This is a genomic window from Saccharopolyspora sp. NPDC003752 (genome assembly GCF_053605825.1).
Map to the genome: position 1 here is coordinate 345150 of NZ_JBSGJZ010000001.1, position 22982 is coordinate 368131.

Below are 22982 nucleotides of genomic sequence, written 5' to 3' on the forward strand. Positions count from 1 at the left end.
TTGATCCTTTAATTGTCGAACAAAAAGCCAGGTGTCCTTGCCCGTACGCAAAGAGTCCGGCCAGCAACGTACCTGAGACGTACTCAGGTCAGGGTCGGTTCCACGCATTCCGCGCCGAAGTTGTGATCAGAACCCCAGCTTGCGCAGTTGCTTCGGGTCGCGCTGCCAGTCCTTGGCGACCTTGACGTGCAGATCCAGGTAGATCTTGGTGCCCAGCAGCGCCTGGATGTGCTTGCGCGCCTGGGTGCCGACGGCGCGCAAGCGCTCCCCGCCGCGGCCGATGACGATCGACTTCTGGCTGGAGCGCTCGACGTAGAGCACCGCGTGCACGTCGATCAGGTCCTTGCGGCCCTCGCGGGGGATCATCTCCTCGATGGTGACGGCCAGCGAGTGCGGCAGTTCGTCGCGCACGCCTTCCAGCGCCGCCTCCCGGATCAGCTCCGCGATGAGCGTCGTCTCCGGTTCGTCGGTGAGCTCGCCGTCCGGGTACAGCTGCGGGCCCTCCGGCATCTGCGCCACCAGCAGATCGGCCAGCACGTCGACCTGGAAGGAATCCACCGCGGAAACCGGCACCAGGTCGGCGAAGTCCATCACCTGCTGCAGGTCCAGCAGCTGCTGCGCGACCTGCTCCTTGCTGACCAGGTCGGTCTTGGTGACGATGCCCAGCACCGGGGTGCGGCGGGCCACCTTCTTCAGCTGCTCGGCGATGAACCGGTCTCCCGGGCCGACCTTCTGGTCGGCGGGCACGCAGAACCCGACCACGTCCACTTCGGACCATGTCTCGTAGACCAGGTCGTTGAGCCGCCGCCCGAGCAGGGTGCGCGGCCGGTGCAGGCCGGGGGTGTCGACGATGATCAGCTGCGCGTCGGGCCGGTGCACGATGCCGCGGATGGCGTGCCGGGTGGTCTGCGGCTTGCTGGAGGTGATCGCCACCTTCGAGCCGACCAGACGGTTCGTCAGCGTCGACTTCCCGGCGTTGGGCCGGCCGACGAAGCAGGCGAATCCGGAGCGGTGCACATCTGCGGAGCTGGTCACCGCACCATTGTGACCGGCCCGCCCCGGCCACAGCACAGAGGGCGTCCACCCTCGGGGATCCCGAGGCCCGCGAGGCACCCGGTGACGCAATTTCAATGGAAATCGAAGGTCCGATTTCCATTGAAATTGCGGAAGTTGTCCACAGCCTCCGGCGTGTCGAGGCACGACACGCCGGAGGTCCGCAGTTTCCATTGAAACTGCGGACCAGGGCCGGAGGCCCGACGCCCTGGACCGGTGTCCGAGTGCCTCGGGGTGGCGAGGTTCCGGGGGAAGCCGGGTTACGCCTGGAGAACGCCTGCGACGGTGCCGGTGGCGTCCGCGCGGAGGATCTGCGCAGTGCGGGTGAAGTCGTGGACCGCCGCGACCGAGTCGGCGTCGACCGCGTCGGCGTCGGTGACGACCGCGGCCGCTTCGAGGCCCTCCGCGCCGCTGGCGACGGCTGCCGCCACCGCCGCCTGCAGGGCGGTCAGCCGCAGGGACGGCAGGGCGACCGTGCACGCCGCGTAGGTGCGGCCGTCGGTGTCGCGCACCGCCGCGCCCTCGGCCGCTCCGGTGCGGGCTCGGGACGACCGCGCGAGCGTGACGATCTTGGCGTCCTCCGGGTCGATCTCCTGCGGGGCCACCGCTTCGACGTGCTCAGCCACGGGCGTTGCTTCCCTCCTGGTCGGCACCGCGCAGCGGTGCTTGATCTGCGTTCACCGGGCGGACGAGCAGCGCGTTGATGCGAATCCGCCCGCGGTGGTCCTTGCCGCCCTCGGCGCGCAGCCGCAGGCCGGCGATCTCGGTCTCCGCGCCGGGCAGCGGCACGCGGCCGAGCCGCTGCGCCAGCAGCCCGCCGACGGTCTCCACGTCGGAGTCGTCGAGCTCCACGCCGAACAGCTCGCCGAGGTCCTCCACGGGCAGCCGCGAGCTGACCCGGACGGTGCCGTCGTCGAGCCGTTCGATCGGGCGGTGCTCCTCCAGGTCCGACTCGTCGGTGATCTCGCCGACGATCTCCTCGATGATGTCCTCGATGGTCAGCAGACCCGCGGTGCCGCCGTACTCGTCGACGGCGATGGCCAGGTGGCTGCGGGAGAGCTGCATCTCGCCGAGCAGCTCGTCGAGCCGCTTGGTGTCCGGCACGAAGCTGGCCGGGCGCATCAGCTCCGCCACCGTCGACCCGGTCTGGTCGCGGCCGGCGAGCACGGCGCTGGTCAGGTCCTTCAGGGTCACCACGCCGACGATGTCGTCGATGCTCTCGCCGATCACCGGGACGCGGGAGAAACCGGAGCGCAGGCACAGCGCCACCGCCTGCCGGGCGGACTTGGTCTGCTCGATCCAGATGATCTCGGTGCGCGGCACCATCACCTCGCGGGCGAGGGTGTCGCCGAGCTCGAAGACCGAGTGGATCATCTCCCGCTCGCCCGCGGCCACCACGCCGCGTTCGCCGGCGAGGTCGACCAGCTCGCGCAGCTCCACCTCGGTGGAGAACGGGCCCTCGCGGAAGCCCTTGCCGGGGGTGATCATGTTGCCGATCAGGATCAGCAGCCTGGTCAGCGGGTTGAGCAACCTGGCCAGCACCCGCACCGGCGCGGCCACCTTGAGCCCGATGCCGTACGGGTGCTGCCGGCCGAGGGTGCGCGGGCCGACGCCGACCAGCACGTAGGACGCCACCAGCATGATCAGCCCGGCGATCACGACCGCCCACGCCTCGGAGTCGGCCAGCCGCAGGGCCACCACGGTGACCAGCACCGTCGCGCCCATCTCGCACGCCAGCCGCAGCAACAGCAGCAGGTTGACGTGGCGGGGCCGGTCGGCGAGCAGCTGCGCGAACTGCTTGGCGCCGCCGCGGCCCTCGCGGACGAGTTCGTCGACGCGGGCCCGGGAGGCCACGGTGATGGCGGATTCGGAGGCCGCGAAGACCCCGGCCGCCAGCACCAGCAGCACCGCGATGATCAAGAACGCAGTGGAACCGGTCAAGTCCACCGCCGGCTCCCCTAGTTGGCGTTGGCCGGGCCGCCCTGCGGCGACTCCGGCTCGTCCAGCCCGACGGCGCCCAGCACCCGGGCGTCCGCGCTGCGCTGCGCCTCGGCCCGCTCGGCCTCGTCGCGTGCCTCGCGGTACTCGGCGAGGATGCGGTTCTGCAGGCCGAACATCTCCCGCTCCTCCTCCGGCTCGGCGTGGTCGTAGCCGAGCAGGTGCAGCACCCCGTGCACGGTGAGCAGGTGCAGCTCGTCCAGCAGGCTGTGCCCGGCCTTGCGGGCCTGGTCCTTGGCGAACGCCGGGCAGAGCACGATGTCGCCCAGCAGCGCCGGGCCGGAGCCCGCGGAGTCCGGGCGGCGGGCCGAGTCGTACTCGTCCATCGGGAACGACATCACGTCGGTGGGACCGGGCAGGTCCATCCACCGCTCGTGCAGGTCGGCCATCACGTCGAGCTCCACCAGCACGATGGACAGCTCGGCGAGCTGGCTGACGCTCATCTTGTCGAGGGCGAACCGGGCGACCGAGACGATGGTCGCCTCGGGCACTGCGACGCCGGATTCGTTGGCGATCTCGATGCTCATGCTCGTCCTCGTCGTTGCCCGTTGCGCCGGCCCGACCGGGCGTGGTCGTCGGCGTCTTCCAGGGCGTGCCAGCGGTCGTACGCGTTGACGATGTCGGTGACCAGCCGGTGCCGCACCACGTCGTGGCTGTCCAGCAGCGCGAAGTGCACGTCGTCGACATCGCCCAGGATGTTCTGCACGATCTTCAGCCCGCTGCGCTGGCCGCCGGGCAGGTCGATCTGCGTGACGTCCCCGGTGACCACGATCTTGGAGCCGAAGCCCAGCCGGGTCAGGAACATCTTCATCTGCTCGGGCGTGGTGTTCTGCGCCTCGTCCAAGATGATGAACGCGTCGTTGAGGGTGCGGCCGCGCATGTAGGCCAGCGGCGCGATCTCGATCGTGCCGGCCTGCGTCAGCCGCGGCACCGACTCCGGGTCGACCATGTCGTGCAGCGCGTCGTACAGCGGCCGCAGGTACGGGTCGATCTTCTCGTAGAGGGTGCCCGGCAGGAACCCGAGCCGCTCGCCGGCCTCGACGGCGGGGCGGGTGAGGATGATCCGGTTGACCTGCTTCGCCTGCAGCGCCTGCACGGCCTTGGCCATCGCCAGGTACGTCTTGCCGGTACCGGCGGGGCCGATGCCGAACACCACGGTGTGGTGGTCGATGGCGTCGACGTAGCGCTTCTGGTTGAGCGTCTTGGGGCGGATCGTCCGGCCGCGCCGGGACACGATGTCCAGGCTGAGCACGTCGGCGGGCGACTCGCCGTGGTCGGCCGAGAGCATCGCGACGCTGCGGCGGACGATGTCCGGCGTGAGTTGGCTGCCCTTGGCGATCAGCGCGATCAGCTCGGCGAACACCCGTTCGGCGAACGCGACCTCCGCGGGATCCCCGGACAGCGTCACCTCGTTGCCCCGGACATGGACATCGGCGGTGAGCAGGTCCTCCACGACCCGAAGGTTCTCGTCCCTGGATCCGACCAGCGTCAGCACGACGTTGTCGGGAACGGTCACCTTCGACTGCGCTGTCGCCTCTTGGGCTGCGGTCTGGGGGTGCTCTCCGGACTGGGCGGCGGCTCCACCCGCTGCAATACCGGCCACGTGTTTTCGGGCCTGCTTTCTGCGCGTTCGCGCGGGTCGTTCGGTCAGTTCTCCCTGGCGTCGATGGTAGTCCACCCGGCAATCAGATTGCCGCCGTCACCGCCACCTCGACGCGGCGGGGATCAGCCCCTGAGCGGCCCGCCGGTGAGCCCGCCGAGCGGTTCGCCGCCGAGGAGGTGCAGGTGCACGTGGAAGATCGTCTGGCCCGCGTCGGCGTTGGTGTTGAACAGCAGCCGGTAGCCGGATTCCGCGATGCCCTCCTGCTCGGCGATGTCGCGGGCGACGGTGATCAGCTCGGCCAGCAGCTCCGGGTCGGCGACGGCGAGCTCGGCGGCGTTGCGGTAGCGCTTCTTCGGCACGACGAGCACGTGCGTGGCGGCCTGCGGGTTGATGTCGCGGATGGCGATGACGCGGTCGTTCTCGCGAACGACGTCCGCCGGGATTTCGCGCGCGATGATCCGCAGGAAAAGGGAGTCCATGTCGCTCATGCCCGGAAGATTAGCCGAGCGGTCCGGCGCGGTTCGATCATCGCGGGGCCGGTTCCGGTCACATCCCCGGCACGCTGCGCCGCAACCGGGTCTGGGGGTTGTCCCGTTTGCGGCGCAGCTCTCGCCGGACCGAGGGGGGAGGTGTCCGGCGAGTGCTGGGGTCCGATGCCCCGTGCGGCACCGGTCGCGGCAAAACCTCACCGCGATCTTTCGCACACGAAGCGTATCGCTGCGTCAGCCGTTCGCGCTACGGATAGCCCAAAGTTTTTGATCTTCTTAGCGGTACGTGACCGCCGATCGCGCGGGATGACAATTTCGCGGGAAATTGATCTTCACCCGAATGAGCGTGGAATTCTCGCGAAATTGCACCCCGCGCAATCAGGACCAGCGGTCGGTGCGGGCGCCGAGGGCGCCGAGGGCGACCGCCGCGGCCGTGGAGGCGCGCAGGACCGTCGGGCCGAGGCGGACGACGTGCGCGCCGGCGTCGGCCAGGGCCGCGAGCTCGTCGCCGGTCACGCCGCCTTCCGGACCGACGATCAGGACGAGTTCGCCGGTTTCGGGCAGCTCAATGGACGCCAGCGGCGCGGTAGCCGACTCGTGCAGCACCAACGCCGCGTCGGCCCCGCGCACCAGCTCCGCGAGCTGCTTGGTGCTCACCGGCTCGTCGACCGGCGGCGTCCACGCCCGCCGCGCCTGCTTGGCCGCCTGCGCGGCCGTGCTGCGCCACCGCGCCAGCGCCTTCGCGCCGCGCGGGCCGTCGTCCCACTTCGCCACGCACCGGGCAGCGCGCCACGGCACCACCGCGTCCACGCCCGCCTCGGTGGCCAGCTCCACCGCTAGTTCCCCGCGGTCACCCTTGACCAGCGCCTGCGCCAGCCGGACCCGCAGACCCGGCTGCGGAACCTGCCAGGTCTCGGACACCGCGAGCTGCAGCGAGTCCTTCGCCGCGGCAAGCACTTCGCAGCGCGCCATGCCGCCCTGCCCGTCCGAGAGCAGCAGCTGCTCACCGACTCGCAGGCGGCGCACGGTGGCCGCGTGCTTGCCCTCCGGGCCGTCCAGCGTGGTCGCGCCGACGGCGGGCAGCCGGTCGACGGAGAACACCGGCAGCGAGGATTCCGACACTTCCGGCCTCAGCTCTCGTCTTCGCGGCGAACCGTGTGCGAAACCACTCGGTCAGCGGTGGCCGAACGAGCGGAAGCGGGAGAACAGCCCGTGCCGGCTGCCGTTGCCGTTGGCGGTCACCGTCGGCTCCGGCTGCTCCTCGCCGCGCAGCGTGGCGAGCTGGCGCAGCAGCTCGGACTGCGCGTCGTCGAGCCGCGTCGGCACCACGACGTCGAGGTGCACGTGCAGGTCGCCGTGCCCGCTGACCTTGCCGTTGGACCGCAGCTTGGGCAGGCCCCGGCCGGCGAGCACGTGCTCGGTGCCGGGCTGCGTGCCCGGCTCGACCGTGAGCTCCTCCTGGCCGCCGTCGAGCGTCTCCAGGGTGAGCACGGTGCCCAGCGCGGCCGCCGTCATCGGCAGCTCGACGGTGCAGTGCAGGTCCGCGCCGTCGCGGGTGAACCGCTCGTGCGGCAGCTCCTCGACCTCGACGAACAGGTCACCGGCCGGCCCGCCGCCGGGCCCGACCTCGCCCTCGCCGGCCAGCCGCACCCGCATCCCGTCGCCGACCCCGGCCGGGATCTTGACGGTGATGGTGCGCCGCGCGCGGACCCGTCCGTCGCCGCCGCACTGCTGGCACGGGTCGGTGATGACCTCGCCGAAACCGCGGCACACCGGGCACGGCCTGGACGTCATGACCTGCCCCAGGAACGACCGCTGCACGGACTGCACCTCGCCGCGGCCACCACAGGTGTCGCAGGTCGACGGGGCGCTGCCGACGCGCGAGCCGCCGCCGTCGCAGGAGTCGCAGAGCACCGCCGTGTCCACGGTGATGTCGCGGTTCACGCCGCTGGCGCACTCCTCCAGCGTCAGCTCCAGCCGCAGCAGCGCGTCCGAGCCGGGCTGGACCCTGCTGCGCGGCCCGCGGCCGCCGCCACCGGCGCCGCCGCCGAAGAAGGCGTCCATGATGTCGCCCAGCCCGCCGAACCCGGCGAAGGGATCTCCCATGCCGCCGCCGGCACCGCCGCCGTTGCCCAGCGGATCCCCGCCGAGGTCGACCACCTGCCGCTTCTTGGGGTCGGAAAGCACCTCGTAGGCGGTCGTCACCTCCCGGAACCGCTCCTGCGCGGCCTCGTCGGGGTTGACGTCCGGGTGCAGTTCCCGCGCGAGCTTGCGGTACGCCCGCTTGATCTGCTCGGGTGTCGCGTCCCTGGCCACCCCGAGGGTCGCGTAGTAGTCCCTGGCCACCTTCTCAGTACTTCCTCTGCTCGATCAACGAGTTCTCGCCGGTCAGACGTCGGTGAACAGTCACCGACCGACCAGGATCTCACCCACGTAAGCGGCGACGGCCCGCACGGCCGCCATGGTCCCCGGGTAGTCCATCCGCGTCGGACCGACCACCCCCAGGCCTCCCAGCACCATGCCATCCGAACCGTATCCGGTCGAAATCACCGAGGTCGTCTGCATCTCCTTGGCCTCGTTCTCCATCCCGATGCTGACCCGCACGGTCCCCGAGTCGCGGGCCGCGGCGAGCAGCTTGAGCACCACGACCTGCTCTTCGAGCGCCTCCAGGACCTGGCGCAGCGAGTTGGGGAAGTCGGCGACGTTGCGGGTCAGGTTGGGCGTGCCGCCGAGCAGCATCCGCTCCTCGGGGTGCTCTACCAGCGATTCGATGAGCACGCTGCACACCCGGATCAGCGCGTCGCGCAGCTCCGGCGGCGCCTGGTCGGGCAGCTCGGCCACCGCGGCGGAGGCGTCGGCGAGCCGCTTCTCGGCCATCGAGGCGTTGAGCACGTTGCGCAGCCGGGCCACGTCGTCGTCGGTGATCACGTCGCCGAGGTCGACCATCCGCTGGTCGACGCGCCCGGTGTTGGTGATCAGCACCAGCATCAGCCGCGCCGGGGTGATGGTGACGACCTCGACGTGCCGGACGGTCGACCGGGTCAGCGTGGGGTACTGCACCACGGCGACCTGCTGGGTGAGCTGGGCCAGCAGCCGCACGCTGCGGCGCATCACGTCGTCGAGGTCCAGCGCGCCTTCGAGGAACTTGTGGATGGCCCGGCGCTCGGCCTCCGTCAGCGGCTTGACCTCGTGCAGCCGGTCCACGAACAGCCGGTAGCCCTTGTCGGTGGGCACCCGGCCGGCACTGGTGTGCGGCTGGACGATGAAGCCGTCCTCCTCGAGCACGGCCATGTCGTTGCGGACCGTGGCGCTGGACACACCGAGGTTGTGGCGGTCGACGAGGGACTTCGAACCGACCGGTTCCTTGGTCGACACGTAGTCGGCCACGATCGCCCTCAGCACCTCGAACCGGCGTTCATCCGCGTTCACACGCCACCTCCTCCGCACCTCGGCAGCGGCCCGAAGACCGCAGCGCACGCGCTCAGCGCTCATACCCAGCGCTCATGCTCAGCGCCCGGGCGGCGCCCGGGTACCACCATCGAGTTTACGGTGTTCGTGCACCGGAGCCGAGAGCCGCGGGCGCGCGGCGGTAGCCTGCGGCCACGACGACGGGCGCCGGTCCGATCCGCCGGACCGGGCGGAGCACTCCCGCCGCGGCGGGGGTACCCGCAGGTGGACCAACCTCGGTGGGCGCCGGACTCGGCCGTTCGCCAGGAGGTGGCGTGATCTTCAAGGACGTCCGGGAGGGGCAGCCGTACCCCGACCACGGGCTGTCGCTGCGGGACTGGGCGAACGTGCCGCCGCGCCCGGTGCGGATGGAAGAGCTGGTCACCACGACGAAGGTGCTGCACCTGGACCGGCTGCTGAGCCCGGACTCGACGTTCTTCGGCGACCTGTTCCCGCACGTAGTCCGCTGGCACGGCGAGCTCTTCCTGGAAGACGGCCTGCACCGAGCGCTGCGATCGGCCCTCCACCAGCGCACGGTCCTGCACGCCCGGGTCTTCGACCTCGACGCCCTCCGCTGACCCGTTCTGCCGCAATTTCAATGGAAATCGAAGGTCCGATTTCCATTGAAATTGCGGAAATGGAAACCAGGTTCCGCCACGTGGAAGCATTGGTCGGACGGCCAGGACGGGCGGGGTGACTAGGTGGTCGGGTCGAGTCGGTGGGCTGGTCGGGTGGGTGGGCTGGTCGGGTGGGTGGGCTGGCCGGGTGGGTGGGCTGGCCGGGTGCATGGCCTGGTCGGCTGGTGGGCTGGTCGGGCTGGTCGGGGTGGATGGGCTGGTCTGGCCGGTTGGGCTGGTCGGGCTGGTGGGTGGGCTGGGCTGGCCGGGTGGGCGGGGCTTCTTCAGGCGAGCAGGCGTTGGACCACTCCGTCCGCGAGGAGGCGGCCTCGGTCCGTCAGGACGCAGCGGCCCGCCGTCAGCTCTTCGCGCTCCAGGAGGCCGTCCGCCGCCGCTTGCTTCGCCGCCACCCCGCCATGCTCGTCCAGCACTTCCACCGGAAGGCCCGTCGCCAGGCGGAGTTCCAGCATGATCCGCTCGATGCGCTGGTCTTCGGCGTCGAGGCGCTCCCGCCCCGCCGCCGGCGAGGCGCCCTCCGCCAGCACCGCCGCGTAGCGGGCCGGGTGCTTGACGTTCCACCAGCGGACGCCGCCGACGTGGCTGTGCGCGCCCGGCCCGGCGCCCCACCAGTCGCCGCCCTGCCAGTAGCCGAGGTTGTGGCGGCAGCGCGCAACGTCGTCGCGGGCCCAGTTCGACACCTCGTACCAGCCCAGGCCCGCCTCGCCGAGCACGCCGTCGATCAGCTCGTAGCGGTCGGCGAGCACGTCGTCGTCGGGCATCGGCAGCTCGCCGCGGCGGACCTTGCGGGCCATCGCGGTGCCGTCCTCCACGATCAGCGCGTACGCCGAGACGTGGTCGACCCCGGTGGACAGCACCGCGTCCAGCGAGGCCCGCAGGTCGTCGTCGGTCTCCCCCGGCGTGCCGTAGATCAGGTCCAGGTTGACGTGCTCGAAGCCGGCCGCGCGCGCCTCGCCGACCGCCGCGACCGCGCGGCCCGGCGTGTGCCGCCGCTCCAGCACCCGCAGCACGTGCTCGGCGGCGGACTGCATGCCCAGCGACACCCGGTTGTAGCCGGCCTCGCGGATTCCGGCGAAGAACTCCGGCGACGTCGATTCCGGGTTGGATTCCGTGGTGACTTCCGCCTCATCGGCGAGCCCGAACGACTCGCGGATCGCGGTCAGCACCTCGCCCAGCCGCTGCGCGCCGAGCAAGGATGGCGTGCCGCCGCCGACGAACACCGTCTCCGCCGCGGGCACCGCCTGACCGCCCGCCGCGAGCACCCCCGCGCCCAGCTCCAGCTCCGCGCGCAGACCGTCCAGCCAGCTGCCGAAACCCGCTGCTGAGCCCAGCTCGTCGGCGGTGTAGGTGTTGAAGTCGCAGTAGCCGCAGCGGGTGGCGCAGAACGGCACGTGCACGTACACCCCGAACGGCCGCGAACCCAGTCCGGTCAGGGCCTCGGGCGGGAGCGTTCCGTCGGCCGGGGCGGGTTCGCCGACAGGCAGTTGAGCAGGCACTCCACCACTGTCTCACCATGCGGATGGGGATGGACCGCCCGGTGAGCGCGTGGCACGCTGCGACCCATGGGTGCGACCTTGCCGAGGCTCTTGCTGGTCACACGCCGCTACGTGGACCTGCGGCGCGTGTCCAGCGCGCTGTGCCGCGCCATGGGTTGATTCCCGCTGCCGCGTTCTGCTTTGTCCAGTCGGCGCCGGGAGCGCCGAGCAGTGAGAACCGTCACCGACGACGGGAATTCCACGCGGCGCTGCCGCGCCCGAATCCCGGAGGTCGGACATGGTCCCCCCGACGGAAGCCCCTGCTCGCCCCGCCCGCAAGCGCAAGACGCGCGGCGAGGGCCAGTGGGCGCTCGGTTACCGCGAGCCGCTCAACGCCAACGAGCGCTCCAAGAAGGACGACAACCCGCTGAACGTCCGGCAGCGCATCGAGACGATCTACGCCCACGGCGGCTTCGACTCGATCGACCCGGCCGATCTGCGTGGCCGTTTCCGCTGGTGGGGGCTGTACACCCAGCGCGCACCGGGCATTCCCGGCGCGCGTACCGGCACGATCGAGCCCGAGGAGCTCGACGACCGCTACTTCATGCTGCGGGTCCGCATCGACGGCGGCGCGCTGACCACCGAGCAGCTGCGCACCATCGGTGAGATCTCGCAGACCTACGCGCGCGACACCGCCGACATCACCGACCGGCAGAACATCCAGCTGCACTGGGTGCGCGTGGAGGACATGCCGACGATCTGGCAGAGGCTGGAGGGCGTCGGGCTGTCCACCACCGAGGCCTGCGGCGACTGCCCCCGCGTCGTGCTGGGCTCGCCGGTGGCGGGCATCGCCGCGGACGAGATCATCGACGCCACCCCGGCGATCGACGAGATCGCCGAGCGGTTCATCGGCGACAAGTCGCTGTCGAACCTGCCGCGGAAGTTCAAGAGCGCGATCAGCGGCTCGCCGCGCTGGGACACCGTGCCGGAGATCAACGACATCTCGCTGGTCGGCGTCGTGCACCCGGAGCACGGGCCCGGCTTCGACCTGTGGGTCGGCGGCGGCCTGTCCACGAACCCGAAGCTGGCCGTGCGGCTGGGGGCCTGGGTGCCGCTGGGCGAGGTCGCCGAGGTGTGGCAGGCCGTGGTGCAGATCTTCCGCGACTACGGCTACCGGCGGCTGCGGCACCGCGCCCGGCTGAAGTTCCTGCTCGCCGACTGGGGCCCGGAGAAGTTCCGGCAGGTGCTGGAGGACGAGTACCTGGGCCGCGAGCTGGTCGACGGGCCCGCGCCGGAGACGCCGACCGGGCACCGCGACCACGTCGGCGTGCACCCGCAGGTGGACGGCAACTTCTACGTCGGCGCGAAGTCCGCGGCGGGCCGGGTCAGCGGCTCCACGCTGGTGGAGGTCGCCAAGGCCGCCGAGCGGGTCGGTTCGCGGCGCGTCCGCACCACCGTCGAGCAGAACCTGCTCGTCCTCGACGTGCCGCAGTCCGAAGTGGACGGTCTGGTCGCGGATCTGGGCGCGCTGGGCCTGCAGGCCGACCCGTCGCCGTGGCGGCGGAACGTGCTGGCCTGCACCGGCATCGAGTTCTGCAAGCTGGCCATCGTCGAGACCAAGGAGCGGGCGATCGCGCTGGTCGACGAGCTGGAGCAGCGGCTGGCCGACATCCAGGGCGACGTGACCGACCCGGTGACGATCAACCTCAACGGCTGCCCGAACGCCTGCGCCCGCACCCAGGTCGCCGACATCGGCCTGAAGGGCCAGATGGTGCCGGACGGCAACGGCAACCAGGTCGAGGGCTTCCAGGTGCACCTCGGCGGCGGCCTCGGCCAGGACGCCGGGTTCGGCCGCAAGATCCGCGGCCACAAGGTCACCTCCGCGGAACTCGGCGACTACGTGGAACGCCTCGTCCGCAACTACCTGGCGCAGCGCGGCACCGGCGAGCGCTTCGCTCAGTGGGTGGCGCGGGCCGAGGAGGACGACCTCAAGTGAGCCGGGCGACACCGTTCTACTGCCCGTACTGCGGGGACGAGGACCTCACGCCCGAGGCCGAGCCCGCGGGCGCGTGGCAGTGCGGCTCGTGCCTGCGGGTGTTCACCGTTCGGCTCGTGGGGTTGTCGCTCGGCGACCCGGCTGGAGGAAACGGAGACCGATGACTGCCGACACCACCACGAAAATCGGCGCGCGACGCGGCGACGAGGAGCTCCGCGCACTGGTCGAGGAGGCCGCGCCGCGGCTGGCCGAGGCCAGTGCGGAGGAAGCGCTGCGCTGGGCCGCCGACACCTTCGGCGACGGCCTGATCGTCGCGTCGAACATGCAGGACGCGGTGCTGGTCGACCTGGCGGCCAAGGCCAAGCCGGGCGTGGACGTGCTGTTCCTGGAGACCGGCTACCACTTCGCCGAGACCATCGGCACCCGCGACGCCGTGGCGCAGGTCTACGACGTCAGCATCGTCAACGCCGTCGCCGAGCAGACCGTCGCCGAGCAGGATGCCGCCGAGGGGCCCCGGCTGTTCGAGCGGGACCCGAACCGCTGCTGCTTCCTGCGCAAGGTGGTACCGCTGCGCAACACCCTGGCCCGCTACGAGGCGTGGGTGACCGGCGTACGCCGGGTGGAGGCCCCGACGCGGGCGAACACGCCGATCGCGACCTGGGACGAGCGCAACGGCCTGGTCAAGATCAATCCGCTCGCGGCGTGGTCCGACGACGACATGCAGCACTACATCGACGAGCACGGCGTGCTGGTCAACCCGCTGGTGGCGGCCGGCTACCCGTCGATCGGGTGCCAGCCCTGCACCGCCAAGCCCGCCCCGGGCGCCGACCCGCGCAGCGGGCGCTGGGCGGGCAGCGGCAAGACCGAGTGCGGACTGCACGGCTAACACATGTTTCCGGACTCGTTTCGCGTAGCGGTGCAAGTAGCGGAACCTCAGCGTCCGCCTGAACTGCGGGATCCCGGACTTATGTATGCCAATACACGGCGTGCGGGCTGTCCTCGCCAGGCGAACGCTGAGAACCCGCGGCGGTGCCAGCGCCGAGGGTGGGCTAAGCGGCTACGCCGCTTCAAGGACAAAGACAAAGCAGCCCCAGAACCCTGGGAGGGGACATGAGTGCAACCGATACCGAGGTCGAGTTGCCGAGCGATCCGGCCGAAGCGCCGCCGCAGGTGGACAACCTGGACGCGCTGGAGTCCGAGGCGATCCACATCTTCCGCGAGGTGGCCGGGGAGTTCGACCGGCCGGTGATCCTGTTCTCCGGCGGCAAGGACTCCACGGTGCTGGTGCACCTGGCGCTGAAGGCGTTCTGGCCGGCTCCGGTACCGTTCCCGCTGCTGCACGTCGACACCGGGCACAACTTCCCGGAGGTGCTGGCGTTCCGCGACGAGCTGGCGGAGCGGCACGACCTGCGGCTGGTGGTGGCGTCGGTGCAGGACTACATCGACGACGGCCGGCTGCAGGAGCGGCCCGACGGCACCCGCAACCCGCTGCAGACCACGCCGCTGCTGGACGGCATCAGCGAGAACCGGTTCGACGCGGTCTTCGGCGGCGGGCGGCGCGACGAGGAGCGGGCGCGCGCCAAGGAGCGCATCTTCAGCCTGCGCAACGCCTTCGGGCAGTGGGACCCGCGCCGCCAGCGCCCCGAGCTGTGGAACCTGTACAACGGCAAGCACCGGCCGGGCGAGCACGTCCGGGTGTTCCCGCTGTCGAACTGGACCGAGCTGGACATCTGGCGCTACATCCAGCGGGAGAAGATCGAGCTGCCGGAGATCTACTACGCGCACCGCCGCGAGGTGTACCTGCGCGACGGCATGTGGCTGACCTCGGGGCCGTGGGGCGGCCCGCGCGAGGGCGAGGTCCCGGCTTCCAAGATGGTGCGCTACCGCACCGTCGGCGACGGCTCCTGCACCGGCGCGGTGGAATCCGAGGCGTACACGGTCGACGACGTGATCGCCGAGGTCGCCGCCAGCCGCCTCACCGAGCGCGGCGCGACCCGAGCCGACGACCGCCTGTCCGAAGCGGCGATGGAAGACCGCAAGCGCGAGGGCTACTTCTGAGAAGAGCCGTCCGTGGACTCCCTTTGCGTAGCGGTGCGGGTAGCGGCCCCCCTGCGGGAATTGCAGACGCCGCCTCGGCTGTGGGATCCCCGACTCACGTATGACCAATACGCGGCATCGGGGCTGTCCTCGCCGAGAGCCCCTTCGGGCGGACGCAGTCTGAGAACCCGCGGCGGTGCAAGTTGCGAGAGCGGACTAAGCGGCTTCGCCGCTTCACAGAAAAAGATCGAACCGAAGTCAAAGCAGTCCGATGTTGTGAGCAGACGAACCAGCTGATCTGCGCTCACGACTCCAGCTTTCCGAGCCGAGCACTCCAAAGCCAGGAATGGGTTCTTCAATGACCGAGACGACCACCCGCACCGCACCGGACAGCGGCACCGAGGTGACCCTGCCGGTGCACAGCGATCTGCTGCGGTTGGCCACCGCCGGCTCCGTCGACGACGGCAAGAGCACCCTGGTCGGGCGGCTGCTGCACGACACCAAGTCGGTGCTGGCCGACCAGCTCGACGCGGTGCACCGGGCCAGCGCCGACCGCGGCCTGGCCACCCCGGACCTGTCGCTGCTGGTGGACGGCCTGCGCGCGGAGCGCGAGCAGGGCATCACGATCGACGTGGCCTACCGCTACTTCGCCACGCCGAAGCGCACTTTCGTGCTCGCCGACACCCCGGGGCACGTGCAGTACACCCGCAACACCGTCACCGGCGCGTCGACCGCGCAGCTGGCCGTGCTGCTGGTGGACGCGCGGAAGGGCGTCATCGAGCAGACCCGGCGGCACGCCGCGGTGCTGGCGCTGCTGGGCGTGCCGCAGCTGGTGCTGGCGGTCAACAAGATCGACATGGTGGACTTCGACGAGGCGGTGTTCACCCGCATCGCCGCCGAGTTCACCGAGCACGCCCGGGCCCTGGGCTACGGGGACGACACCGTGGTGACCATCCCGGTGTCCGCGCTGCTCGGCGACAACGTGGTCGAGCGTTCCGCGAACACCCCCTGGTACAGCGGGCCTTCGCTGCTGGAGCACCTGGAGAGCGTGCCGGTGGCGCCGGACCCGCACGATGCGCCGTTCCGGATGCCGGTGCAGTACGTGATCCGGCCGCGCACCGCCGAACACCCGGACTACCGCGGCTACGCTGGCCAGGTGGCGGCCGGTGTCGTCGCCGAGGGCGACGAGGTGGTCGTGCTCCCGGCCGGGCTGCGCACCCGGGTGTCCAAGGTGGACACCCCGAACGGCGCGAAGCCGCGCGCCGCCGCCGGGCACTCCGTCACGCTGCTGCTGGCCGACGACGTGGACATCTCGCGCGGCGACCTGATCGCCGCCGCGGACGCGCCACCGCGGGTGACCGACGAGCTCGACGCCACGGTCTGCTGGCTGGCGGAGAAGCCGCTGAACCCGGGCGCCAAGGTGCTGGTCAAGCACGGCACCCGCACGGTGCAGGCCATCGTCACCGAGCTGTCCGCCCGCTTCGACGAGCAGCAGCTGTCGAGTGTGGACGGTCCGGATTCGTTGCAGCTCAACGAGATCGGCCGCGTTCAGCTGCGCACCTCGGAGCCGCTGCCGGTGGACGACTACGCCGCGAGCCGGCGCACCGGCTCGTTCCTGGTGATCGACCAGTCCGACGGCACCACGCTGGCCGCCGGACTGATCGGCGTGCCGCTGGCACCGCTGGCCGCCGCATCGGAATGAGCCGCTCATGACCGCTCCACTGGTGGCCGTCGCGCACGGTAGCCGGGATCCGCGTTCGGCCGCGACGATCCACGCCCTGCTGGACGTGGTGCGCGCGGCGCGCCCGGACCTGGACCTGCGCGTGGCGTTCCTGGACCTCTCGGCGCCGCGGGTCGGCGACGTGCTCAACGCGGTGCACGGCGACGGGCACTCCGCCGCGGTGGTCGTGCCGCTGCTGCTCGGCCGGGCGTTCCACGCCCGCGTCGACGTGCCCGCGGCGGTGGCCGACGTGCAACGGCGCTATCCGCGGTTCCAGGTGCACGTTTCCGACGTGCTGGGGCCGGATCCGAGGCTGGACGGGGCGGCGTGGCGCCGGCTGGTGGACGAGGGCGCCGATCCGGAAGATCCGGAGCTGGGCGTGGTCCTGGCGGGCGCGGGCTCGTCGCACGCAGCGGCGAACCGTCTGGTGGCGGACGTCGCCGAGCGCTGGCAGGCGAGGGCAGCCTGGGCGGGCGTCGTCCCGGCCTTCGCAGCGGCCGCCGAACCGGACGTACCGGCGGCGATCGAGGCCCTGCGCGCCCGCGGCGCGCGCCGCTTCGCGGTCGCCTCGTGGTTCCTGGCCCCGGGCCTGCTCCCGGACCGGATCACCGGCCTGGCCCGCGAGCACGCGACCGACCCGCTGATCGCGGCCCCGATGGCCGACGACGAGGGCGTGGCGGACCTGATCCTCCACCGCTACGCCGAAACCCTCAGCGCCGCGCCCCTGCAACTCCCCGCAGCCCTGTGAGCCGAGAGCCCGAACGCCCAGCGGGGGGCCGCAACTCGGCCGTCCACTCGTAGACAAGATTAAAGGATCTCCTGACCCAGGCTTACATTCTGGGCGACCGCCTCGCCCAGCTGCGCAAAGCGGCCGGGCTGTCCCAGTCGGAGGTAGCCGCGCGGATGCAGGTCGGCCAGCCCCGCGTGAGCAAACTCGAACAAGGAGATCTGGCGCAGATCGAGGTCGGCACGGTCGAGCGCTACGTCGCTGCCCTCGGAGGACGCCTCAGACTCGTGGCGGACTTCGAAGATCACGACATCACCGTCTCGACGAACGAGCTCGACCACTCCGAAGGCGTGCTCGACTGCACCGAAAAGGCATGCATCTGAGCAAAAGTCGACAACTGGGTTGGCAGGGGCAACCTGCGGGGCATGATGTGGCCGTGTCATCCAGCTGGGTACACGAAAACCGGCAGCGACCCGGACACCCCCGACAGCCCAGGTCGCTGCCGGACCCGACTTGGCGGTGCGACCGATGAACCCGCAGCCGCACTTCATGGCGCGGGTCCGCGCCGAGTTCGCCCGCAGCGAGCAGGACAAGTCCTGCCACTTCTTCCCGCTGCCCGCCGACGGCCCGCTGCCGCCGATGCTCTACGCCTACTGCGGTTTCGGCATCCTCCCCGGCGAAGCCGAGGCGCTCGACGGCCCGGCGGGCATGCCCTGCCTGCAATGCCTGATGGCGGCCGCGCTCACCGACACCACCGCGTGAGCCGCCCGGCCACGCGACCAGCGGCGGGAGCGAAAATCAACACCTGACTCTGAGTTGTTCTTCCGAACACTAAGCTTCACCCCATGTGGTCATGAGAGAGTTGCTTGCCAGCGTCTGGACGGGGAACCGGCCGCTCCCTGTGTCCGTCGTACCCGCCAGGCCCGCGCTATCGAGTGACCGCCGGTGGGTGGGGGCGATCAATGCAAGGCTGGACGAGGAGTCGGGGACAACAGCGCGAGATGAACACGCAGCAGCCGAATCGACCGGTCATCACGCCGACCATGCGAGAACAGGCCATGAAGCAGCCGAACACCTGGCTGTACGTGGTCGACCCGATCTTCACCGATCCGAACGCCGAGGTGCCGCCGTGGGGCTTCATCGGCGGCTACCGGGTCGATGAGCAGGGCGAGATCACCGACGACTTCTCCCCCAACCCGAACTACCGGCCCTCGCCGGTCGCGCTGCGGCTGCCCGCGCCGACCAACGACGTCGAGCGGGCGCTGCAGCTGACCACCACCGGCTACGCCCAGGGGCACGCGCTGCTGACCGCGATGCTGGACGCCGAGCTGATCCTGTTCGCGCAGCCGCAGGGCAACGGGCTGTTCACGATGGAGCACGAGTCCGGCCGCCGGCAGCTGCAGGTGTTCACCTCCGAGGGTTTCCTGCCGCCGAACTGGACGACCTGGCAGCGGATGACCGGCCGCCAGCTGGCGACGCACCCCCTCACCGGCATCGACGTGCAGGTGAACCCGACCAGCCCGGTCAAGGCCCGGCTCCCCGCCGAGGACCTGGCCAAGGCCGCGGCCGCCGTGCCGCCGAAGGCGCCGGGCGTGCCGGTGCACTCCCCCGCCACCGGCACTCCGGTGGTCACGCCGCCGGGAGCCGCGCCGCAGCCGCCCGCGGCGCCGGCGCCGCCCGTCGAGCAGGCCCCGAAGCCGGCGGTGGATCCGGCCGAAACCGAGTACGGCCGCCGGTTCGTCGGCTCGATGCTGGCCGGCGCGATCGGCGACGCGCTCGGCGCGCCGGTGGAGTTCTACCCGGTGGACCAGATCCGCAGCCGGTTCGGCGCGATGGGCGTCACCGAGTACGACCGCGCCGGTGAGCAGCCGGGCGAGTTCACCGACGACACCCAGATGACGCTGTTCACGCTGGAAGGCCTGATCCGCGGGCACATCGCGACGCGCTCGACCGGCGCGGACAGCCCGCTGTCGGCGATCCAGCTCGCCTACCAGCGCTGGCTGCACACCCAGGGCTACGCGTGGATGCGCGCGGCCGGGCCGTTCACGATGAGTCACCCCAAGCCCAACGGCTGGCTGATCGACCAGCGCGACCTGTTCGTCGTGCGCTCGCCGAACAGCAGCTGCATCACCGCGCTGCGGGAGTTCGCCTCGGTCGGCGCGCCCGGCACGTTCGAGCGGCCGATCAACGATTCGCAGGACTGCGGCGGCGTCGTCCGGGCCGCCCCGGTCGCGCTGTGGTCGGACGACCCCAAGCAGGTCTTCGAGCTCGCCGCCGCGACCGCGGCCCTGACCTACTCGCAGCCCAACGGCTACCTGCCCGCCGGCGTGCTGGCCGTCGTGGTGCACCGGTTGCTGCGCGAGGAGACGCTGGAAGAGGCGGTGCGGCAGGCCCGCGAACTGCTCGTGCAGTACCACGGCCACGAGGACACCGACCGCGCGTTGCAGGCCGCCGAGGAGCTCGCCAAGCAGGGCAAGCCGAGCCCGGAGGAGCTCAAGGACACGCTGGGCGGCGGCTGGGCCGGGCACGAGGCGCTGGCCATCGCGGTGTGCGCGGCGTTGAGCACCGACACCGTCGCCGCCGCGCTGATGGTGGCCGTCAACCACTCCGGCGACAGCGACTCCACCGCCGCGATCTGCGGGAACATCGTCGGCGCCCGCTACGGTTCGACCGCCTTGCCCGGGGTGTGGCTGCGCGACCTCAAGCAGCGCGAGATCGTCGAGACGCTGGCCAAGGACGCGCTGCTGGAGTTCAGCGCGGCGCCGCCGACCGGCGACGCGTGGGCCTCGCGGTACCCGGCCGCGAAGGACATCTCCGACCTGATCTTCACCTCCGACCTCCCGCTGGTGGGTTCGGAACCGGTCGCCAAGCCGGCGGAAGCGGCGCCGGCGCCGGCCGCCGACGAAGCACCGGCCGAACCCGAAGCCGAACCGGACGTCCCCGCAGTTTCAATTGAAACTGCGGACCAACCGGAGGCCGAGGCTCCGCCGGAGGACACCGCACCCGCCGAACCCGAGGTGCCTGCGGTTTCAATTGAAACCGACGACCAGCCGGAGGCCGAGGTCACCGCGGTCGTCGACGTCGCCGCGGCGATCGAGGCTGTCGAGGCGGTGGAGGAACCGGTCGAAGCTGTCGTCGACCCCGCCGAACTCCGGCCGCACCGCATCCTGGGCTTCCTGCTCGGCGGCGCCGCCGGCGACGCGCTCGGCTACCCGATCGAGGACGACTCGCTGCAGGACATCCGCCGCAAGTACGGCGTGGCGGGGCTGACCGACTTCGTCGACGCCCACCGGCCCGGCGGCTCGATCAGCGACGAGACCCAGATGACGCTGTTCACGCTGGACGGTCTCATCCGGGCCAGCATCCGCCGCCGGCTCTTCGGCGAGAACGAGCCCACCACCCAGGTGCAGCACGCCTACCAGCGCTGGCTGCACACCCAGGGCTTCGACTGGCGGGAGGCCGGCGGGCCGCTGGCCGCGAACCCGCCGGACGGCTGGCTGATCAAGCAGAAGGGCCTGTTCGTCCGCCGCGCGCCCGGCACCACCTGCATACAGGCGTTGCACGGCTACGCCAACGGCAACAAGCAGGGCTCGTTCGCCAACCGCCTCAACGACTCGAAGGGCTGCGGCGGCGTCATGCGGGCCGCCCCGGCCGGGTTGTGGTCCGCCGACGCGGCCGAGGTGTTCCAGGTCGGCGCGATGACCGCGGTGCTGACCCACGGCCACCCCAGCGGCTACCTGCCCGCGGGGGCGCTCGCGGTGATCGTCCAGCAGCTGCTGGCGGGCCGGTCGCTGCCCGAGGCGGTGGACCGCGCGCTCACCGAACTGTCCACGTGGGACGGTCACGAGGAGACCAGCACCGCGCTGCGCCGGGCCATCGAGCTGGCCACCGCGGGCACCCCGACGCCGGAGCAGATCCACGAGGCCCTCGGCGAGGGCTGGTTCGGCGAGCAGGCCCTGGCGATCGCGGTGTGCGCGGCGCTGACGTACCCGGAGTCGTTCGCCGATGCCGTGATCCTGGCCGCCAACCACTCCGGTGACAGCGACTCCACCGCCGCGATCTGCGGGAACATCATGGGCGCGGCGCACACGGCGGACGCGATCCCGCAGACCTGGCGGGACAAGCTGGAGCTGCGCGAGGTCATCGAGGCGGTGGCCGGCGACGCGATCCAGGAGTTCGGCCCGACCCCGCCGACGGGCGCGGAGTGGCTGGAGCGCTACCCGATCGGCGACGTCGAGCCCGCCGCCGAGCCAGCGGTCGTGGAGCCCGCCGAAGCGGTCGAAGAGCCCGTGCCGGCAGCGGACACGCCCGAGCCGGTCGTGGAGGAGCCGGTCCAGGAAGTGCCGGAAGCCCCGGCCGTCGAGCCCCTGGCGGCCGAAATTCCCGCCGCCGAGCCCGCGGCCGAAGTTCCCGCCATCGATGTGCCCGCTGCCCAAGCCCCGGTCGTCGAAGCCGCCGCCGTCGAAGCCCCGGCTGCGGAAGTCGCCGTCGCGGAGGCGCCGGTCGATGCCGACGACGAGGCCGACGACGGCCTGTCGGACGAGGAACAGCAGCTGCTCAGCGTGTGGCGCAAGTTCCGCGACAACGGCGAGGGGAGTTCCGCCGACCTCACGCAGAGCCTGCAGAAACTGCTCGTCGAGGCCTTCGGCGCCGAACGCGCCGCCCAGCTGATCGGCGAGGCCGCGGCGGAGCCCGAAGCCGAGGTCGAGCCCGCCGCCGAAACGCAGGTGGAGCTCAGCCGGAGCGAGCGGCTCGAAGGCTGCGTGCTGGGCTCCGCGGTCGGCGACGCCCTAGGTGCGCCGTGGATGTTCACCGACCTGCGCAAGATCCTGCGCGAGAACCCCGAAGGCGTCCGGGAGCTCACCGAGCTCTTCGGCCGTCGCGGCTCGGCCACGGTGTACACGCAGCAGACCGCGTTCGTGCTGGACGCGCTGATCAGCTCGCACATCCGCTCGGCGCTGCGCGGGATCGCCGCGCACCGGCCGTCGATGGTGCGCCTGGCCCTGCTGCACTGGATGCACACGCAGGGCGCGCAGGTGTCGAACGAGGAGGTCGACGGTGTGCTCGTCGGGACCGAAGCCCTTCGTGCACAACGGTTCCCGGACGAGGCGACGCTGACGGCGTTGGCCCGCTTCGCCGACCGGCGCGACGTCCCCACCCCGGCCAGCCCGCCGAACGCGGCCCGGACAGCGGCCGCCACGGTGCGCGGGGCGGTGGTCGGCTTCGACGCCGCCGACGTGCCGCACGCCATCTCGCTGGGCGCGGAGATCGCCGTGATCACCCATGGCCACCCGGACGGCTTCCTGCCCGCGGGCGCGCTGGCCGGCCTGGTGTGCGCGCTGAACAGCGGCCAGACGCTCGTCGACGCCGTGCACGTGGTGCTGGCCGAGCTGGACCAGGTGGAAGGCGCCGAGAACACCGCGCAGGGCTTGCGCGCGGCGGTCCAGATCGCCGGCGGCGGACCGGCCTCTCCCACCAGCTTCGACGAGCTGGGCCTGGGCTGGAACGCGCCGGAGGCCCTGGCCATCGCGGTCGCGGCGGCGCTGTCGCATCCGAACTCCATCTCCGACGCGGTCTCGCTGGCCGCCACCCACGCCGGGAACACCGCGGCCACCGCAGCCATCTGCGGCAGCCTGCTCGGCGCCGCCCGGGGCGCCGCGGAGATCCCCGCGGACTGGGTCGGCGAGCTGGAGCTGCGGGAGGTCCTCGCCCAGCTGGTCGCCGACGAACACCGCGCCAGGACGGAGATCTTCACCGACGCGCCGGCGCCCGACTGGGCCGGGCGCTACCTCGGATAATCCAT

The 22982-nt window shown here is 71.5% G+C and carries 21 protein-coding genes; 11 read left to right on the forward strand and 10 right to left on the reverse strand.

From position 1 onward, the window contains the following. Positions 1-126: 126 nt before the first annotated feature. From era to hrcA, 9 genes are all read right to left on the reverse strand, one after another. Positions 127-1035, reverse strand: coding sequence for a GTPase Era (gene era / locus ACWEV3_RS01685; RefSeq protein WP_452612033.1), 909 nt, complete (start codon positions 1033-1035; stop codon positions 127-129). Positions 1036-1313: 278 nt separating this feature from the next. Further along, positions 1314-1679, reverse strand: a complete 366-nt coding sequence (locus ACWEV3_RS01690; RefSeq protein ID WP_452612034.1) for a cytidine deaminase — start codon at positions 1677-1679, stop codon at positions 1314-1316. Then, the gene (locus ACWEV3_RS01695) at positions 1672-2994 is read right to left on the reverse strand and encodes a hemolysin family protein (protein WP_452612236.1); all 1323 of its coding nucleotides are present in this window, start codon (positions 2992-2994) and stop codon (positions 1672-1674) included. The genes ACWEV3_RS01690 and ACWEV3_RS01695 overlap by 8 nt, the downstream gene beginning before the upstream one ends. A 17-nt stretch (positions 2995-3011) precedes the next feature. Continuing rightward, a complete protein-coding gene (gene ybeY, locus ACWEV3_RS01700) occupies positions 3012-3578 on the reverse strand; it encodes an rRNA maturation RNase YbeY (protein WP_132489305.1) in 567 nt (188 codons plus the stop codon). Then, a complete protein-coding gene (locus ACWEV3_RS01705; protein ID WP_358579803.1) occupies positions 3575-4654 on the reverse strand; it encodes a PhoH family protein in 1080 nt (359 codons plus the stop codon). The genes ybeY and ACWEV3_RS01705 overlap by 4 nt, the downstream gene beginning before the upstream one ends. Before the next feature lie 122 nt (positions 4655-4776). Beyond that, on the reverse strand, positions 4777-5142 hold the full coding sequence (locus ACWEV3_RS01710; protein WP_358579801.1) for a histidine triad nucleotide-binding protein: 366 nt from the start codon (positions 5140-5142) through the stop codon (positions 4777-4779). A 378-nt stretch (positions 5143-5520) separates the two neighbouring features. Beyond that, positions 5521-6264: a 16S rRNA (uracil(1498)-N(3))-methyltransferase gene (locus tag ACWEV3_RS01715; protein ID WP_452612035.1), complete on the reverse strand. Its 744-nt coding sequence runs from the start codon at positions 6262-6264 to the stop codon at positions 5521-5523. 51 nt (positions 6265-6315) lie between these two features. Beyond that, positions 6316-7488, reverse strand: a complete 1173-nt coding sequence (gene dnaJ / locus ACWEV3_RS01720; protein WP_452612036.1) for a molecular chaperone DnaJ — start codon at positions 7486-7488, stop codon at positions 6316-6318. 60 nt (positions 7489-7548) lie between these two features. Next, complete coding sequence (gene hrcA / locus ACWEV3_RS01725) at positions 7549-8571, reverse strand: heat-inducible transcriptional repressor HrcA (RefSeq protein WP_452612037.1); 1023 nt, start codon at positions 8569-8571, stop codon at positions 7549-7551. Positions 8572-8864: 293 nt separating this feature from the next. On the opposite strand from hrcA, the gene ACWEV3_RS01730 reads away from it, so the two are divergent. After that, the gene (locus tag ACWEV3_RS01730) at positions 8865-9167 is read left to right on the forward strand and encodes a type II toxin-antitoxin system VapB family antitoxin (protein WP_358579790.1); all 303 of its coding nucleotides are present in this window, start codon (positions 8865-8867) and stop codon (positions 9165-9167) included. 323 nt (positions 9168-9490) lie between these two features. On the opposite strand, the gene hemW is transcribed toward ACWEV3_RS01730, so the two are convergent. Continuing rightward, positions 9491-10720 (reverse strand): radical SAM family heme chaperone HemW, encoded by a 1230-nt coding sequence (gene hemW / locus ACWEV3_RS01735; protein WP_452612038.1) that lies wholly within the window; start codon positions 10718-10720, stop codon positions 9491-9493. A 66-nt stretch (positions 10721-10786) separates the two neighbouring features. Here hemW and ACWEV3_RS01740 point away from each other — a divergent pair, with 66 nt between their 5' ends. The 10 genes from ACWEV3_RS01740 to ACWEV3_RS01785 all read left to right on the forward strand — a co-directional run bounded on the left by ACWEV3_RS01740 (position 10787) and on the right by ACWEV3_RS01785 (position 22977). Then, positions 10787-10879: a putative leader peptide gene (locus ACWEV3_RS01740; protein ID WP_328592488.1), complete on the forward strand. Its 93-nt coding sequence runs from the start codon at positions 10787-10789 to the stop codon at positions 10877-10879. 118 nt (positions 10880-10997) lie between these two features. After that, positions 10998-12695 carry a nitrite/sulfite reductase gene (locus tag ACWEV3_RS01745; RefSeq protein WP_452612039.1) on the forward strand — a complete coding sequence of 566 codons (1698 nt, stop codon included), beginning with the start codon at positions 10998-11000 and terminating at the stop codon, positions 12693-12695. Next, entirely contained in the window at positions 12692-12859 is a 168-nt protein-coding gene (locus ACWEV3_RS01750) for a hypothetical protein (RefSeq protein ID WP_177226753.1), read from the forward strand. Before ACWEV3_RS01745 ends, ACWEV3_RS01750 begins: the two co-directional genes overlap by 4 nt. Then, positions 12856-13581 (forward strand): phosphoadenylyl-sulfate reductase, encoded by a 726-nt coding sequence (locus tag ACWEV3_RS01755; protein WP_452612040.1) that lies wholly within the window; start codon positions 12856-12858, stop codon positions 13579-13581. The genes ACWEV3_RS01750 and ACWEV3_RS01755 overlap by 4 nt, the downstream gene beginning before the upstream one ends. Positions 13582-13805: 224 nt before the next feature. Next, on the forward strand, positions 13806-14753 hold the full coding sequence (cysD, locus tag ACWEV3_RS01760) for a sulfate adenylyltransferase subunit CysD (RefSeq protein WP_452612041.1): 948 nt from the start codon (positions 13806-13808) through the stop codon (positions 14751-14753). A 337-nt stretch (positions 14754-15090) separates the two neighbouring features. Further along, on the forward strand, positions 15091-16434 hold the full coding sequence (locus ACWEV3_RS01765) for a sulfate adenylyltransferase subunit 1 (protein ID WP_452612042.1): 1344 nt from the start codon (positions 15091-15093) through the stop codon (positions 16432-16434). 7 nt (positions 16435-16441) lie between these two features. Beyond that, positions 16442-17200, forward strand: a complete 759-nt coding sequence (locus ACWEV3_RS01770) for a sirohydrochlorin chelatase (RefSeq protein WP_452612043.1) — start codon at positions 16442-16444, stop codon at positions 17198-17200. Positions 17201-17289: 89 nt separating this feature from the next. Continuing rightward, on the forward strand, positions 17290-17562 hold the full coding sequence (locus ACWEV3_RS01775) for a helix-turn-helix domain-containing protein (RefSeq protein ID WP_452612237.1): 273 nt from the start codon (positions 17290-17292) through the stop codon (positions 17560-17562). A 145-nt stretch (positions 17563-17707) separates the two neighbouring features. After that, entirely contained in the window at positions 17708-17941 is a 234-nt protein-coding gene (locus ACWEV3_RS01780) for a hypothetical protein (protein WP_452612044.1), read from the forward strand. Positions 17942-18180: 239 nt separating this feature from the next. Continuing rightward, the gene (locus ACWEV3_RS01785) at positions 18181-22977 is read left to right on the forward strand and encodes a type VII secretion system-associated protein (protein WP_452612045.1); all 4797 of its coding nucleotides are present in this window, start codon (positions 18181-18183) and stop codon (positions 22975-22977) included. The last annotated feature ends 5 nt before the right edge of the window (positions 22978-22982 follow it).